13 protein-coding genes are annotated in these 13,628 nt (G+C 31.5%); 10 read left to right on the top strand and 3 right to left on the bottom strand.

Going from position 1 to position 13,628, the window contains the following annotated elements:
- Positions 1-208 precede the first annotated feature (208 nt).
- From BQ5367_RS00875 to BQ5367_RS00865, 3 genes are read left to right on the top strand one after another with little or no spacing between them, the layout of a single operon-like run.
- Entirely contained in the window at positions 209-895 is a 687-nt protein-coding gene (locus tag BQ5367_RS00875) for a C39 family peptidase (protein WP_071440706.1), read from the top strand.
- Positions 896-913: 18 nt separating this feature from the next.
- Positions 914-1,378 carry a hypothetical protein gene (locus BQ5367_RS00870; protein WP_071440705.1) on the top strand — a complete coding sequence of 155 codons (465 nt, stop codon included), beginning with the start codon at positions 914-916 and terminating at the stop codon, positions 1,376-1,378.
- A 58-nt stretch (positions 1,379-1,436) separates the two neighbouring features.
- On the top strand, positions 1,437-2,786 hold the full coding sequence (locus BQ5367_RS00865; RefSeq protein ID WP_071440704.1) for an FtsX-like permease family protein: 1,350 nt from the start codon (positions 1,437-1,439) through the stop codon (positions 2,784-2,786).
- Positions 2,787-2,964: 178 nt separating this feature from the next.
- Here the strand turns inward: BQ5367_RS00865 and BQ5367_RS00860 are convergent, their stop codons facing one another.
- Positions 2,965-4,149 (bottom strand): IS110 family RNA-guided transposase, encoded by a 1,185-nt coding sequence (locus BQ5367_RS00860; RefSeq protein WP_071440703.1) that lies wholly within the window; start codon positions 4,147-4,149, stop codon positions 2,965-2,967.
- A 296-nt stretch (positions 4,150-4,445) separates the two neighbouring features.
- Between BQ5367_RS00860 and BQ5367_RS00855 the strand changes: the two genes are divergently transcribed.
- The 6 genes from BQ5367_RS00855 to BQ5367_RS12940 all read left to right on the top strand — a co-directional run bounded on the left by BQ5367_RS00855 (position 4,446) and on the right by BQ5367_RS12940 (position 9,425).
- The gene (locus BQ5367_RS00855) at positions 4,446-5,123 is read left to right on the top strand and encodes an ABC transporter ATP-binding protein (protein ID WP_071440702.1); all 678 of its coding nucleotides are present in this window, start codon (positions 4,446-4,448) and stop codon (positions 5,121-5,123) included.
- A gap of 143 nt (positions 5,124-5,266) precedes the next feature.
- Positions 5,267-6,505 (top strand): FtsX-like permease family protein, encoded by a 1,239-nt coding sequence (locus BQ5367_RS00850; protein ID WP_161940457.1) that lies wholly within the window; start codon positions 5,267-5,269, stop codon positions 6,503-6,505.
- Positions 6,506-6,678: 173 nt separating this feature from the next.
- Positions 6,679-6,903 carry a hypothetical protein gene (locus BQ5367_RS00845; protein WP_071440700.1) on the top strand — a complete coding sequence of 75 codons (225 nt, stop codon included), beginning with the start codon at positions 6,679-6,681 and terminating at the stop codon, positions 6,901-6,903.
- Between the two features lie 140 nt (positions 6,904-7,043).
- Complete coding sequence (locus BQ5367_RS00840) at positions 7,044-7,346, top strand: transposase (protein ID WP_071440699.1); 303 nt, start codon at positions 7,044-7,046, stop codon at positions 7,344-7,346.
- Positions 7,310-8,281 (top strand): IS3 family transposase, encoded by a 972-nt coding sequence (locus tag BQ5367_RS00835; RefSeq protein WP_083383113.1) that lies wholly within the window; start codon positions 7,310-7,312, stop codon positions 8,279-8,281. The genes BQ5367_RS00840 and BQ5367_RS00835 overlap by 37 nt, the downstream gene beginning before the upstream one ends.
- The gene (locus BQ5367_RS12940) at positions 8,265-9,425 is read left to right on the top strand and encodes an ISL3 family transposase (protein ID WP_083383112.1); all 1,161 of its coding nucleotides are present in this window, start codon (positions 8,265-8,267) and stop codon (positions 9,423-9,425) included. Before BQ5367_RS00835 ends, BQ5367_RS12940 begins: the two co-directional genes overlap by 17 nt.
- 412 nt (positions 9,426-9,837) lie before the next feature.
- Here BQ5367_RS12940 and BQ5367_RS00825 read toward each other — a convergent pair whose 3' ends face one another.
- A complete protein-coding gene (locus BQ5367_RS00825; RefSeq protein WP_143052324.1) occupies positions 9,838-11,070 on the bottom strand; it encodes a CBF/MAK21 family protein in 1,233 nt (410 codons plus the stop codon).
- 3 nt (positions 11,071-11,073) lie between these two features.
- On the bottom strand, positions 11,074-11,775 hold the full coding sequence (locus BQ5367_RS00820) for a LytR/AlgR family response regulator transcription factor (protein WP_071440695.1): 702 nt from the start codon (positions 11,773-11,775) through the stop codon (positions 11,074-11,076).
- A 309-nt stretch (positions 11,776-12,084) separates the two neighbouring features.
- Here BQ5367_RS00820 and BQ5367_RS00815 point away from each other — a divergent pair.
- Positions 12,085-13,628, top strand: a 1,544-nt coding sequence (locus tag BQ5367_RS00815) for an IS1634 family transposase (protein ID WP_071440694.1), incomplete at its 3' end; no start/stop codon positions are given.

The following is a 13,628-nucleotide window of genomic DNA, read 5'->3' as shown; positions in this document are numbered from 1 at the left end:
GTTGTAACATAATATTTAATCATCTAATCTTAATCAATGAATATTGATAAAATTTAAACTTTAATTAATGATTATACTACATCTAAACAGTTTATTATACTTAGATATTAGAGTGATAAAGCGTTTCTAACTATAAAATTTAGAAACCATTAAATTGAATCTTATATTTAAATAATTTCTAGCATAGAGATATTTGGAGGTGACTTATATGAAAAAAATTTTATCTCTATTATTATGTAGCATATTTTTACTTAATTCTAGTTTTATAAATATTAAGGCTGAAAGCACAGAAATCAGTTGTAATCCATGTGTTGCTATCGAAGGTGAAGATTATATTGATCCAGATTGGATTAGTGTAGCAAATGGTAACGCTGGCACTCAAATTCAGCCATACGCAACAACAAGAAATTTGTTTATTACAAATCTTTACCAAAATGACTATAGCAATGTCATGCAAAGCTGTGGCTTGACTATTGCAAGTGCAGGTTGTGCATTGACATCATTTACAATGGTTGCAAATTACTTAAATGGGACAAACTATACACCTGCTCAAGTAAATAGTAAGCTGGGGTCAAACGCTTGTCCATTGTATTGGGATGCTGCAGCTTCAGCATATAATATAAAAAAAGTAGCTAATAAAACTTCTGGATTAACAACATCGTATGTTAATTCTGAACTGGTAACACAAATCAACAACAGTGTTCCGGTAATTGTAGGTATGAGACTTGCAAATGGTAATTCTCATTATGTTGTTGTTAAAGGATATAGTATTAGTGGTTCAACGACAACATTTAATATAGCTGATCCTAATAAGTATAGTGGAAAAACAACTCTAAATGCTTATTTGTCAAGCGGAGCGACAGTTACACAACTAGTTATATATGCTAGTTATTAAATATAAGGAGAGAAATATATGAAAAAATTTTTATTATCGTTTTTAACTATATCTTCACTAATTTGTTCATTAATGCTTCCAATTCATGCTACGGAAAATACCACATTTGCATCACCTGAAAATTTGGTTGTTGAGAGAGGTCCAGCACAAGAATATTTAGGATATTCTCACACAATTTACTTTAATGATAGCAAAACCCAATATTTAAAAGTAAACATTAGTTGTGTAAAAACACTAACCGGTACTGGATATTTTGTTTCATATATTGATGGAAGCGGAAATTGTAGTGCAACAACAAATTATGGTTCTGTAAGAATAATCGGCGAAGGGCATAGTGGTAGTGCTAGTAGTGATACGAATGAAACGTTAGTAGTAACCGTAGCAGTAAAACATACACCACCAGGAGGTACTGAAAGACAGTATACTTTTACTTTTAAAATTAAAAGACAGTCCTTAATGGAGTCAAGTTATACAGTTAACTAAAACGGATTATCAAATCCGTTTTATAGTAATTTAAGCGGTAATTTTAGGGGGAATCTTCATGTCAATAATCAAAAGAATTATTATCAGCATCGTAAGAAGGCCTTTTAAAAGTCTGCTGTTGCTTTTATCTATCTTGCTATTAGGCACCTTTACTGGTGGTTCTTATATAATTTATAAAGCTTTTGATATTCTATCAACATCCATTAAAGAAAACCTTGATAGTTTTGCTATTATCCGTCAAACTGAAGAATACAATTATGCTATATTGAGCGATGATGAATATTATGAGCTTCAATGCCATATATTTGATATATTCAATACTTTAAAAAAGGATGATGAAATTAAAGCAAGTTATTTGCAATTAAGTTCACAGATGAATGGTTTTGTTTCTGATCTTTCATATCCTGATTATCATTTCTTTTATGATGTTGACGAAGGGGGATTAAAGCTAAACGGTATAGAAGCTGATTCTATGCTTGAACAAAAAAATATAATTGATTTGGCAGAAGGCCGTTTCATAACACAGCAGGATAATGATAATAACGCTCAAGTAATTGTATTGGATCAAAATACGACCTATCGTGATGGCTCAATTATTCAGATTGGTGATAAAATCAGAGTCACTTATCAGAACTATGAATGGAATAATGAAACGAATGAAGCAGTTATTTTAAATAGAATAGATTATGAGTTTGAAGTTATTGGCAAATACATTGTTCGTGAAGAAAATAGTGCGGTTTGGGAAGATATATTGTATGATTCATACATACCTTATAGCACATTATCTCAAATGCGAGACGAAATCAGAAAAGCTGATATTTCAAAGACAGGATATTTTGATGAAACTATTTTTTCATACAGAAATCTTATTTTTGAATTGAAAAATCCAGAGAATTTGAAAATATTCAAGGATAAATTCAGAGAACTGAACAAGAATAATCCATATTATCATATGTTGACTTCTGCTGATAATTATTTTGCAGTAAAAGGAACTCTCGAAAATCTTCGTTCAATATCATTGATAATAATCTGCACTTCAATAGTTGCTAGTATTTTGATAACAACCTTAATTGTTTATTTATATTTAAAAGATCATACCAAAGAAATTGGTATCCTTATAGCTATAGGCGAATATAAGAAAAATATTTTAGCGCAAATGGTAGGAGAAATTTTAATTATTGGGTTATTAGGGCTTTCTCTTTCTGTTTTTTCTAGTGGAATCATCGGCAGTAAATTATCTCAGAATATTATCACTGAACAATTGCAAGTAGATGAAATAATTTCGATTAACATTGATATCGAATATTGTATTATCATAATGGGAATTGGATGTATATTATTGTGCTTATCAGCATTGCTTCCACTAGCTAAGCAATTCAAACAGAAACCAAAGGATTTATTGATGTAGGAGCTAACTATATAAAAATCAAGAGAATTAGATGAAAAAGTTTGAAAATATAAAATTTCTAGTTTTGTATGTTAGCTGGAGCTGTTCTTTGAAAAGTGAATAGTGATTTGTACTTTTTGGGCATGATGAAAACAACCTTGATGAAGGGAATTTCTAAAATTTGTTTGAAGTTAATTATTTATCTTAACAAATCAGGATTAAATGGCTGATTCGTAGTGACTAAATGATAGATAACTCTAAGCAGCTTTCTTACACAGTGTCCTTGAGCACAGCGATGTCCCTTGCCTTGAGAGATCTTAAGCTGATAGTATTCCTTGAATACAGGATTGCATCGAATAACTGTCAGTATGATCTGATACAAGGTCTTTCGAAGATACTTTGATCCTTTCTTGGCAATAGCTGTATGCTGTGCAGCAAACTGACTTGATTCGTAATGGTAAGGGGCCACCCCTGCAGCCTTTATGATTTTTCTTGCATTAGAATAGTTGCTTATATCTCCTAATTCCGCTAAAATAGAAGTACCAGAGAAATGAGAAATTCCTGGTATGGAGAGGATAGGAGAGTTTGTCTTGAGCGAGAACTCTTCTATTTTTTTATCTATTTCAGTAATTTGCTCATGGATCAATTCTATTTGATCGACCAGATGTCTGATCTGAATAACGTCTGCTGATGAAGGAATTCCAACAGAGGATTTTGCACGATCCTTAAGCATTTCAGGGGTTAAAGAAATACGTCTTCCTCTGCCTTTGTATTCAAAGCATCGACGAATCCTTCTTATATCAGCATTAGCGATAGCTTCAGCACTGCCAAAAGTTTTAAGCACCGCCATATATACACGGCTATATTTGGAATCAAACAGACTGTTGAATTCAGGGAATACAATATCAATACACCTTTGCAGGCGGTTTGAGTAGACATTGAGCTCTTCCTTCAGATTATGATGATGTCTGGTTAACTGTTTCTGTTCATAAAGATCGAAGCTGTTAACTTTCGTGATACGATACTGCTTTTTACGTTCTGGAGTATCCAGGACATCACAAATAGTCAAAGTGTCGAGCTTATCATTTTTGGTAATACCACCTTGCATTTTACGGGAAAAATCAGTGGTTGTAGGATTGATAAGAGCAACGGAGAAGTTTCTATCCAGAAGAAATCTCAACAAAGCAAAATGATAGTGTCCGGTATCTTCCATACCAATTAAGATAGATTTTTTAGAGTAAGGTTTAAGATTTTGAATAAGCAGATCAAAGCCATGTTTATCATTAGAGAAAGAAGCAGGGTGAACGATAAGTTCTCCGGTATCTTTATCCATGATACAAAAGAAGTGTTTATTCTTTCCAATGTCGATTCCAACTAATTTCATGATATAAAATCCTTTCTTTAAAATACGTGAAAATGGTATCCACAACACTTAAACCACAAAACCTGGTTCAAAATACGAATTCAAAGACTCATCTAACTCATCATTATTTAGGAATAAGGTGTGGTAAGAACCTCCTTAAAGTAGTCAAGCCACAAGGAATAATACAAATCCACATTCACATTATTCAATTTTACAGATTAACAAAACCGTAATCAACCACGGTTTAAAGGGTTGATAGAAAGGAAAAGTATACTGTAAATGACTATTAAATGAGTCATTTATAATATACCAGGAATATGACTATTTTAGAAACGAAAGATTTATGTTTTGCATATAAAGATGGCGGTCAAAAAAGAACGATATTAAATCATGTTAATGTCAAATTTGAAAAAGGTATTTTTTATACTATTTTAGGGGCTTCCGGTTCAGGAAAAACAACTTTTCTTTCACTTATCGGAGGTCTTGAAACGCAGCAGGAGGGTATAATTGAGTATTTAGGAACTGATATCAATCAAATTGGCTTAGACGCTTATCGCCGTTATTGTATTGCCATGATATTTCAGAATTATAATCTGATAACATATATGAGCGCACTTGAAAATGTAATGATGGCTATGGGCATTAGCCAAAATTCAAGAAAAATTAATGAAGCAGATGCTTATTTATATTTAAAAGAGGTAGGTATTAGTAAGACAGATGCAAAGCGGAGAGTTACACATCTTTCAGGTGGTGAACAACAAAGAGTGGCCATTGCCAGAGCACTGAGTATAAATGTAGATATTATTATGGCTGATGAGCCTACCGGTAATTTGGATCATGAAACAAGCATGCAAATTGTTAGTATATTTAAAAACTTAGCCTATAAAAAGAATAAATGCATCATCATGGTTACTCATGATAGAGAGATTGCTTTACAATCTGATGTTATTCTACAGTTAGATTCATCAGTTCAAAATTTTACTACTAATCTATGAGTTTTTTTAAATGTATATGGCTAAGTATTACTAGAAGATTATCAAAATCATTAATCTTATTTATGATTGTATTTCTTTTGGGAAATGTATTATGTGCTTCTTTATGTATTTCAAATTCAATGAATGTTTTACAAAAGGATTTTATGCAACAATTAGGTGCCAAACTAGAAATTAAAAATAATACCAATCGTTACCAGGAATATAGTGGTGAGTATAGGGAAAATGTTGAGAAATTAATACAATATTTCAATTCATTAAAAGAAACAGGGACAGTACAATATAGTGATGCACAATTTTTACTAAATGGTTTTTATGCACATGATCTTACATATCGAAAATCAAATGGAGAAGAATTGGAATGTTCTCTTCCTAACACTCTTCATTTATATGGAACTCAAGAAAATCAACTCCTTGATCAGGCAAATCAGAAAATAGAGATTATAAGTGGAAGATCATTTACTAAAGATGAAGTTAAAAATGGTGAAAAAGTAATCCTTATTAGTGATAATTTCTTAATGGATGGAAATAAAATTCAAATTTATGACTGTATTCCAGTTGAAAAAATTTTATATGATTCACAGTTTAATGTTATTTATCAGGAAGTTTCTTATTATACAGTTATAGGAATTTTTAAGAAACAAGAGATTATTGATGATTATAATACCTATGACAGTAGAAATTATGATGCTCGTATTTATACACCCTATACAACTATAATTAACGAATATGAACAATTTCAAAGCTTATCTGAACTATATCCTCAATCTATAAATACTGTTACTCTTAGCTTAGAAAAAATCGAAATCAAAATGGCAGACATGAATGATGTAAATAGATACTACGACATTTTAGATTATTATCCTGTGTTAAAATCACATTTTCAGGTTATAACTACACAGAGTATCTATGAGCAAATTGCTACTCCATTAGATTTATTATTAGATTTGGCAGGTATACTGTCGTATTTAACGAATATTGCAATGATTGCGTTATTAAGTGTAACCTTGTTTATCTTTTTAAAAGATCGTCGATATGAAATCGGTATTATTTATTCAATGGGTTTAAGTAAAAGCAGGATTATTATCCAATATATACTTGAAATTTTTGTTATCTGTTTTTTAGCTATTACGATTTCAATGGGTTCAGGACAGCAAATAGGTAAAACAATTGCTAATCAAATGATTGATAATCAGCTAGAGGCAAGTAAATATGTGTATATAGAGGATTTATCTCAAGAAGATCTTCTAAGAAATTATGAAACTAAATTTGATATTACATTTATTGGTAAGGTTTATGCAAATATAATAGTAGTAGTTATTTTTACTTCTGCTTTGCCAATAATTTATATATTAAGACTTACACCTAAAAAAATATTGTTATAAATATTATGTTTATGATATTTTGGTATATTAAATTATCGTGGGAAATGACCCCTGCTTTAAATTTTGAGTGGGATAAGACTTTCCTCGCTTTAAATTTTAGATGGGGTTAAAAAAACTACCTCGCTTTGATAGAATTTTACTGGTCTATTTCATTCTTATCAAAGGAGGTAGCTATGAATCATTCTATCATTAATGCTTTAAATTTAAAAGAGGAAGAAATTGATTCCATTGAGTCTGTTTCTTCCTTTCATAATGAGGATTTCCTCGTCACTCTGAAGCTCAAAGACCATATCTGTCCGAATTGCGGCTCTCTCACTCACTCCATTAAGGACTATAAGATCCGCAAGCTCCACATGAAGATCTTTATTCGCTTCAATTCTGTTGTCTATTATAAGTAGTGCTAGTATTAATTTAGGGCCAGTTAAACTGAGAAATTCTCCAAAGATCAATCTTGATTTTTAATAAAGAAAAGACTATCTTTATTGCGAGAAAGATATACAGATATTGTTTATAAAATTGAAAAGAGGTTTTGAATACTATGAGCAGTAAAAAGAAAGTCATTGATAAAGAATTTAAAATAAATGCAGTCAAATACAAAGAAGAACATCCTGATTTAACCTGTGAAGAGGTGGCATCAAATCTTGGAATATCTACAAGTTCTCTTTACAGATGGGTGAATGAATATGCTTCAACCGATGATAAATCGAATGTTTTTAGGGGCTCTGGCAATTTTTCAAGTGATGAAGCTAAGGAAATTGCACGTCTGAAAAAAGAAAACAGAGACCTTAAGGATGCTGTTGAAATATTAAAAAAAGCTATGAACATTCTCAACAGCCAGTAGCTGCCATCTATCAGGCAGTAAAGGAATATGTTGAACAAAATATAGGAATAAGAGGCATTTCAATAAGGTCAGTATGTAGGATTATCGGCATATCACGAAGTGGCTTGACCAGCTGGCTCCATCGAAAGAAATCAAAGCAACAGAGCAATAAGGAGAAAATCAAGAAGATGATCAGGGGAATTTATGAAACAAGCAAGGAAGTCTATGGAGCACCAAAAATAACATATATTCTCCGACAAAAAGGACTAAAAATATCACAGAAGACAGTAACCAATTATATGCATGAAATGGGCATAAAAGCGTGCTACATCAAGCCCAAAACAAAAACAACGATATCAAAAGATTTCAGCAGCAAACTCAAGAATATCCTCAAAAGGGATTTCAATCCTGAAAAGCCGGATGCAGCATGGTGTACAGACATCACGTATATATGGACATATACAGATGGCTTTGTCTATTTAACGAGCATCATGGATCTGTATTCAAGAAAGATCATAGCATGGGTGCTTACAAAGGACATGAAAGCCTCATCAGTTTTGGAAGTCATTAAAAGAGCCAAGAAGCGGCGAAATGTGAATCATCCACTGGTCATACATAGTGATCGCGGCATACAGTTTACATGTGAGGAATACAGAGAATTAACTAAAGATTTAAAGAGAAGTTATTCAAAAAAAGGGACACCATGGGACAATGCATGCATAGAATCATTTCATTCATTATTGAAAAGGGAGTGGATAAACAGATATAAAATATGGGATTATGAACAAGCGAAGAGATTAGTGTTTGAATACATAGAAACATTTTACAACACAGTGAGAATACATGGACATTGTCAATACATGAGTCCAGATTCATATGAAAAAGAATATTACAATCGTCAAATACAATCACTACAAAATTACAAAACTATCAATTTAACTGGTACTTTTTCTTGACATAGTACCAAAGCGAAGACGTCTGAAATGCGAACACTGTGGAAAGTCTTTTGTGGAAAACCATCCTTTCGGCTCCACCCGCAAGTCGGTGGCTCCTTCCACGATCATCAGCGTGCTGGAAGCTCTGAAGCCTTACAACTCCACGTTTTCCTCTGTTGCGTCCACTTACGGACTCTCGGTCGGAACGGTTGTCGATATCTTTGATAAACATGTCCAAATCCCAAGAAAACACTTAACAGATATCCTGTGCTGGGATGAATTCTATTTCAACCGGCGCTCACGCTATAAATATGCTTTCATCATGATGGATTTCCATAAGAAAGTCATCCTCGATATTCTTGAATCCAGACATGTCCAACATTTAAGTGACTATTTCTATTCCATCCCTTTGCGGGAAAGAAAAGCTGTAAAGTATATCATCATCGATATGTACCGCAACTACAGGGATATTGCCTCTGTGTATTTCCCCAATGCTGCTGTCTGCATCGATCCGTTCCACGCTGCAAAAAGAGTCAATGATGCACTGAACACTCTGAGAAAACGGATCATGCGCAGGAAGAAAGAAAACGGTGATATGTTTTCCTACAGCCTTCTGAAAAACAGATACGAGCTGTTACTGAAGAATCGAAATGAACTGGAATTCGAAAAGAAGAAAAAGGATATGATTCTGGGTTATTCCATCACAGAAAGGGATCTGGCTGATCTGCTTCTTCAAATGGATAGCCATTTAAAAACAGCTTATTTTCTAAAGGAAAGATTTATTCGCTTCAACAGCAGCGACAGGAAGCGTTTCACCAATCGGAAGACAAAAGAAGAAGAGCTGAATAAACTTTTCAAGGATATGCTTGATTCAGGCATTGAGGAAATGAAGGGATGTGCGGGGACTCTTCGAAGCTGGAAGGATGAAATCTTAAACTCATTTGTATGGATTGATGAAAGGCGTTTATCAAACGGACCTATCGAAGGAAAGAATACTTATATAAAAAAGATCATCAGCAATGCCAACGGATTTACTAATTTTGAGAGAGCAAGGAACAAGTTTCTTTATTCGCAGAACCTATATGAAACTTACTCTATTACTGAAAAGAAGACAAAAGTCAAAAGAAAAGGCGCCAAAAGAGTCACCTATAGGAAACATAAATAACCTTTAATTAATGATTGATTTTTAGAATGAAAGTAGGCTCCTTTAAAATTTCAGCGGGGTAAATTCACCCCGCTAATATTTAAAGGTTTTTTTATTTTTCCCCGCTATTTTTTAAAGCGCCGATATTTTGCGATTTTAAGTAAACCGGAACACTTAAAAATAGTGGAGAAAAAACCTTTAAATATAGGCATAGAACCAAATTATGCTGATACACGATTTGGTTCTATGTCATTTAAAGATAAGATTATTTCCACGATAACTTAAATCAGTTGTGCCATTCAGTATTATTTGTAAAAATATTAAAATTGAGTTTGAGAAATATGAAATGAAAAACAAATTAAAAAGAACGGAATTATTAGAAATTAGCAAAAATGTTTTTTTTATACCATGATTTACTCTTACATAATTATTTTCACTGTTTAAAAGAAATTATAATACTCATAATACTTTCATTTCCTAAATATTTTGTTGAAACGGTAGCAGAATATTTATTCAATATATCGAATAAGTCATCTTTATTTAAAAAAATTTCTGGTTTGGTATTACAATAGATTTTTTCGTGAATAATTATTTGATTATCTTGATTAAATGATTTAATAATTATAGTTCTTTGATCACTGTTATTCATTTTAGTATAAAAAATGCCTAAATCTAATAAATTTGAATATAACTTTGTTTGGTCATATAATGTCATAAAACTAAAATCAGTATATTCCATTGTTGTTTTTATATAAATATTATTATTAATAATAGTTTCTTTTTTACTTTCTAATACTGTATTTAATACAGCAGAATTGGAATATAAAGTATTAAATTCTCGATAAGTAAAATCTATTAATTTATTCATTTCATTTTTTAAATCTTCTATTTTACATTCATTTATTAATTTCCTAAGACTATTACATTGATTTAAAAAATCATGTAAGAAATCAAAATTATTTTTATAGTATTGATCAAGCAAATCTAATTTCTGCTTTGTCATTTGTTCTTTGACTTGTATTAATTCCATTTCTTTTTTTAGACTGATCATTTCGGTAACTCTAAAGAAAATATAAATTACCACTAAATTTGATATAAACAGACCAACTAAAATAAATACAAGAATAACGTTGTTTTGGTAAATTTCATAATAGTTTTCAATACTGACCATATAGATAATGGTAGTCACTGGAAGAATAAAAATAAGCCATGTATATTTTGGTAAATTTGAATCTTTAAATATCTTACTAAATTTTATATAGAATATTGTAATAATGAATGCCATAGTGTTAGAAACACATAATGCAAAAAAATATTCTATGGTATTTGGTTTTGTGTGTTCATCAAGCTCTAGCAATATATTGAAAATGTTTGCAGTAAGTATTTCTGAAACAGCTATAATAATATAAAATGGTAATAAAACAAAGAGTAGCTTTGATATTGGTGCTTTATATATTCCAAGCAAGTGAAATAACATTATAAGAAAGATAAAGCATGCTTTAAAAGAAGAAGCACCGTAGTAATTTATAAGAGTCATAAGACAAAATGAAATTATAAAAATAATGATACGCTTATAGACCTTCTCGTAGCGAAAAGGAAGAAAGGCAGATCCTAAATAAGTTAATATTGAAAGTACAAAAAAATTTGATAATATTATGTAGTTCATATTTTACAATGTTTCGTGCAAATAGTTGATATAACCTTGCTCAAACTCCTTTCTAAAATGGCGTGATAAAGGAATCAGCTCTTCATTAATTAAAATGATATCATTTTTTTTGAAACCACTAATATGATTGTAGTTTACTAAAAAAGTTTTATGAGGCTGACCAAAATACAGATTTTCCAAATCTTTTACCCATGCATATAATGGGCGTGAACTTATAAGTATCGTTCCATTCATAAGATGTATTCTTGATTTTCGATCATATATATCGATATACAGGATATCTCTGTAATAGATTTTTTTCTTACTTATTTCCGGATCATTAATTCCCATTTCATAGAACATATAATTTTTGATAACTGAATTCATTTCCAATTTAAACTCAATATAGTTTATAGGTTTAAGAAAATATCTGTCTGCATGAATTTTGTATCCGTCAAAAACATATTTTGCGAAATTAGAGGTAATGATAATAATACACTTTTCATGTCTTTGCCGTAACTCCAATCCAAGATCGATTCCATTTTCATCACCTAATTCTATATCTAAAAATAAAATATCATATTTATTAATACTGTTAAATAAGAATTCTTTATTAGGACATATATCTATTTTATAACTCATGCCTTTTTCATTAAAAAATTTAAATATGCAATCTGTTAAGTTATCATAATCGCTTTTGTTGTCTTCAAATATTAAAATCTTCATTGCACTATTCCTAGTTCTAATTATACCATAAGTTAAAATATTATTTAAGACTTGTTCAAAGACAATTTTCCTACAATAATACCCAATATACTAAATTTTTATTTATATCGTTAACTTAATTTAGTTTTATACATCTATAAAAAAGAAAAAATATAAATCGTTAACTTAATTTAGTTTTATACATCTATAAAAAAGAAAAAATATAAATAGCTCAAATAGGTGATAAAATAAGCGTATTTGAGCTTTTCTGTTCGGAAAGAGTATGATATAATAGATGTATAAATATACATCTATAGAAAGGATGATTTTATGCATCAAAATCCTGTGGATTTACCTGAAAGAACAGTCATCATAAAAGGCAGAAGTGGCAGTTATGTGTACTTGACACAAAGGGTTAAATATTCGCCAGAATTAAAACAAACCAGACCAGTAAGAGTAGCTATTGGAAAACTTAACGAAGAAGGAAAGCTGATTCCAAACAGGAACTATTTTGAAATATTTCCATATGAACAGAATGAACCCGGAGATAAAGCAGACTTCGTTATTGCGGGACCTCATTTTGTGGCGGACAAGATAAGTGCTGGGAATGGATTAAAAGAACTGCTGGAGACGATTTTCAAAGATGATTCGGACAAGATCCTGGATATAGCGACATATATGATGATGAGCGAAAATAACGTAATGCAGTATTTTGAAGACTATGGATATAATCACACATTGTTCAGTGCAGAGAACTTCGATGATAATGCGATAGGAAGACTGTTTAAAAAAATAAAAGTAAAGGATATCGATTTGTTCATCAGATCGTGGGTACATATGCATGTTGAGAAGCAAATCTATATAGCTTATGATTCGACGAATATGAACAGTGCTGCAGGAAATCTTGAATTGGCAGAATACGGACATGCGAAGGATCGTGATGAATTACCGCAAGTGAATTTATCAATAGGATATAATCAGACGGATCAGGTGCCTTTATTCTATGAATTGTTTCCGGGAAGCATCATCGACAATACGGAATGTGAAAAGATGGTGGAGAGAGCCCGGCAGTACGGATGCAGGGAAATAGGATTCATACTGGACAGGGGATATTTTTCATTACGGAATATAAGGTATTTCGAAAAGCATAATTATGACTATATACTGATGACGAAGGGGAATGCAAAGTTCATACAGGAAGCGGCAGAAGAAGCAGGAGCAGTATTAAAGAACGGATATTCAAATTATATGCAGGGATACGAACTGTACGGGATGACAGTAGAGAAGGATTTATTCAATACAGGAAAAAAAGAATATGTGCATGTATATTATAATGGAATAGAAGCGGAAAAAGAAAAGATTACGATCAATAACAGATTCAATAAGATGGATGAGGAGTTAGAGAAGAAGAAAGAGAAAAAGATAAAGAAAGCAGAAGATGTGAAAAGCTATGAGAAATATTATCGATTGGGATTTGATGAGAATGGATACTTCATGAATTATCAAAGAAAAGATAACGAAATCATGAAGCTGATAAATAAAGCGGGATATTTTGCGATAGTGACGTCAAAAAAGATGAGTGCAGAAGAAGCGCTGGAAACATATCGGGATAGGGATGCGGTGGAAAAGATATTCAGGATGGAAAAGACATATTTAGGGAATGATGTATTCAGAGTACATTCGGAAGAGAAACTTGAAAGCAAAGTGTTCGTATCATTCATAGCATTGATTATCAGGAATGAGATTTATCAGTCATTAAAGGAATTGTATAAAACGAATAGAAAAGAGTACACAGTACCGAAAGTATTGAAAGATTATGAACGGCTGGGAGTAACTAAATTAGCGGATGAGAAATATCATATAAGATATCGACT

Origin of the sequence: Traorella massiliensis (genome assembly GCF_900104665.1) — a bacterium.
GTDB classification, from domain to species: Bacteria; Bacillota_I; Bacilli_A; order Erysipelotrichales; family Erysipelotrichaceae; genus Traorella; species Traorella massiliensis.
Note: the sequence above shows the minus strand (reverse complement) of the source record. Positions and strands in the feature narration are given on the sequence as shown.

Excerpts from the sequence above, each read along its gene's own strand:
- BQ5367_RS00860 (WP_071440703.1), bottom strand. The coding sequence starts at position 4,149 with ATGAAATTAGTTGGAATCGACATTGGAAAGAATAAACACTTCTTTTGT.
- BQ5367_RS00875 (WP_071440706.1), top strand. The coding sequence starts at position 209 with ATGAAAAAAATTTTATCTCTATTATTATGTAGCATATTTTTACTTAAT.
- BQ5367_RS00845 (WP_071440700.1), top strand. The coding sequence starts at position 6,679 with ATGAATCATTCTATCATTAATGCTTTAAATTTAAAAGAGGAAGAAATT.
- BQ5367_RS00820 (WP_071440695.1), bottom strand. The coding sequence starts at position 11,775 with ATGAAGATTTTAATATTTGAAGACAACAAAAGCGATTATGATAACTTA.
- BQ5367_RS00865 (WP_071440704.1), top strand. The coding sequence starts at position 1,437 with ATGTCAATAATCAAAAGAATTATTATCAGCATCGTAAGAAGGCCTTTT.
- BQ5367_RS00870 (WP_071440705.1), top strand. The coding sequence starts at position 914 with ATGAAAAAATTTTTATTATCGTTTTTAACTATATCTTCACTAATTTGT.
- BQ5367_RS00855 (WP_071440702.1), top strand. The coding sequence starts at position 4,446 with ATGACTATTTTAGAAACGAAAGATTTATGTTTTGCATATAAAGATGGC.
- BQ5367_RS00840 (WP_071440699.1), top strand. The coding sequence starts at position 7,044 with ATGAGCAGTAAAAAGAAAGTCATTGATAAAGAATTTAAAATAAATGCA.
- BQ5367_RS00850 (WP_161940457.1), top strand. The coding sequence starts at position 5,267 with ATGCAACAATTAGGTGCCAAACTAGAAATTAAAAATAATACCAATCGT.
- BQ5367_RS00825 (WP_143052324.1), bottom strand. The coding sequence starts at position 11,070 with ATGAACTACATAATATTATCAAATTTTTTTGTACTTTCAATATTAACT.